Raw genomic sequence first — 1,433 nt, 5'->3', positions numbered from 1 at the left:
GAGGCATAAATATGGGTCTTGTGACGTGTCTGTGGGTGGTTGGGCGCGTCGTTTATGGCGCACGCCGTTGTCCTGCCTAGGTTCTGGCTTGTCGAAGGTCAGAACTAGTTAGGCGGGCAACGGCGTGCGTTCTGCCAGGGTATGGGCTGGGCTGCTCGGGGTCGAGCAGGCGGTGGTCGAGGGTGTGGAGTTCGATCCGGTCGAGTCGGTGGTGGTGGCTCGGGTGCGGGTGCGTAAGGGCGCTGCGCGGCGGTGTCCGCATTGCCGGCGGCGGTGTCCTCGCTATGACGTCGGGGTGCGTCGTCGGTGGCGGGCGTTGGATCTGGGGACGGTCCGGGCGGTGATCGAGGCGGACGCGCCTCGGGTCTCCTGTCGTGTGCATGGGGTGGTCGTGGCCGCGGTGCCATGGGCCCGGCACGGGGCCGGGCATACGCGGGCGTTCGATGCGACGGTGGCGTGGCTGGTGGTGCATACGGCAAGGTCGGCGGTGTCGCAGTTGATGCGGATCGGGTGGCGCACTGTCGGGGCGATCGTGGCCCGGGTCTGGGCCGAGACGGGTGGCCTTGAGGACCGATACGACGGGTTGCGGCGTATCGGGATCGACGAGGTCAGCTACAAGAAGGGCCACCGGTATCTGACCGTGGTCGTCGATCACGACACCGGCCGTCTGGTGTGGGCCGCACCTGGAAAGAGCGCCGCCACGTTGCACGCGTTCTTCGATCTCCTCGGCCCTGATCGGGCTGCGAAGATCACGCATGTGTCCGCTGACGGAGCGGACTGGATCACCACTGTCGTGCGTCGTCGCTGCCCGAACGCGGTGCGCTGCGCCGACGCGTTCCATGTCGTGGCCTGGGCCACCGACGCCGTGGATCGGGTTCGCCGCCAAGCCTGGAACGAGGCCACCGGTCGAGGCGCAGGCCGTCGCGGTGTCGCCGTCGGCGCGGCCCGCCAGCTGAAAAACACCCGCTGGGCGTTGTGGAAGAACCCGGAGAACCTCACCGACGCCCAGCAGGCCAAACTCGCCTGGATCGCCAAGACCCATCCCCGCCTGCATCGGGCCTGGGCGTTGAAGGAAGGCCTACGGCTGGTGTTCACCCTGGCCAAGACCAGCCCGCCAGCGGCGGTCGAAGCCCTCGACCGGTGGATCGGGTGGGCCCGCCGCAGCCGCATCGACGTCTTCGTCGACCTCCAACGCCGCGTGGTGCGTCACCGCGACGCGATCATCGCCTCCATCGCACACGGCCTGTCCAACGGCCGCATCGAATCCGTCAACGCCAAGATCCGCCTGATCACCCGGATGGCCTTCGGCTTCCACTCACCCGACGCCCTCATCGCCCTAGCCATGCTCAGCCTCGGCGGCCACCGACCCCAACTACCCCACCGATGACCACCACCGACCCACACATCCAACACAAGACCCATAAATATGCCTC

1 protein-coding gene is annotated in these 1,433 nt (G+C 67.7%); it reads left to right on the top strand.

What is annotated here, in order from left to right; translation table 11 throughout:
• Positions 1-124 precede the first annotated feature (124 nt).
• A complete protein-coding gene (locus tag FB453_RS33950) occupies positions 125-1,387 on the top strand; it encodes an ISL3 family transposase (protein WP_145796910.1) in 1,263 nt (420 codons plus the stop codon).
• The last annotated feature ends 46 nt before the right edge of the window (positions 1,388-1,433 follow it).

Source organism: Micromonospora sp. CNZ322 (genome assembly GCF_007827755.1).
This window is presented reverse-complemented; position numbering and strand designations above follow the sequence as displayed.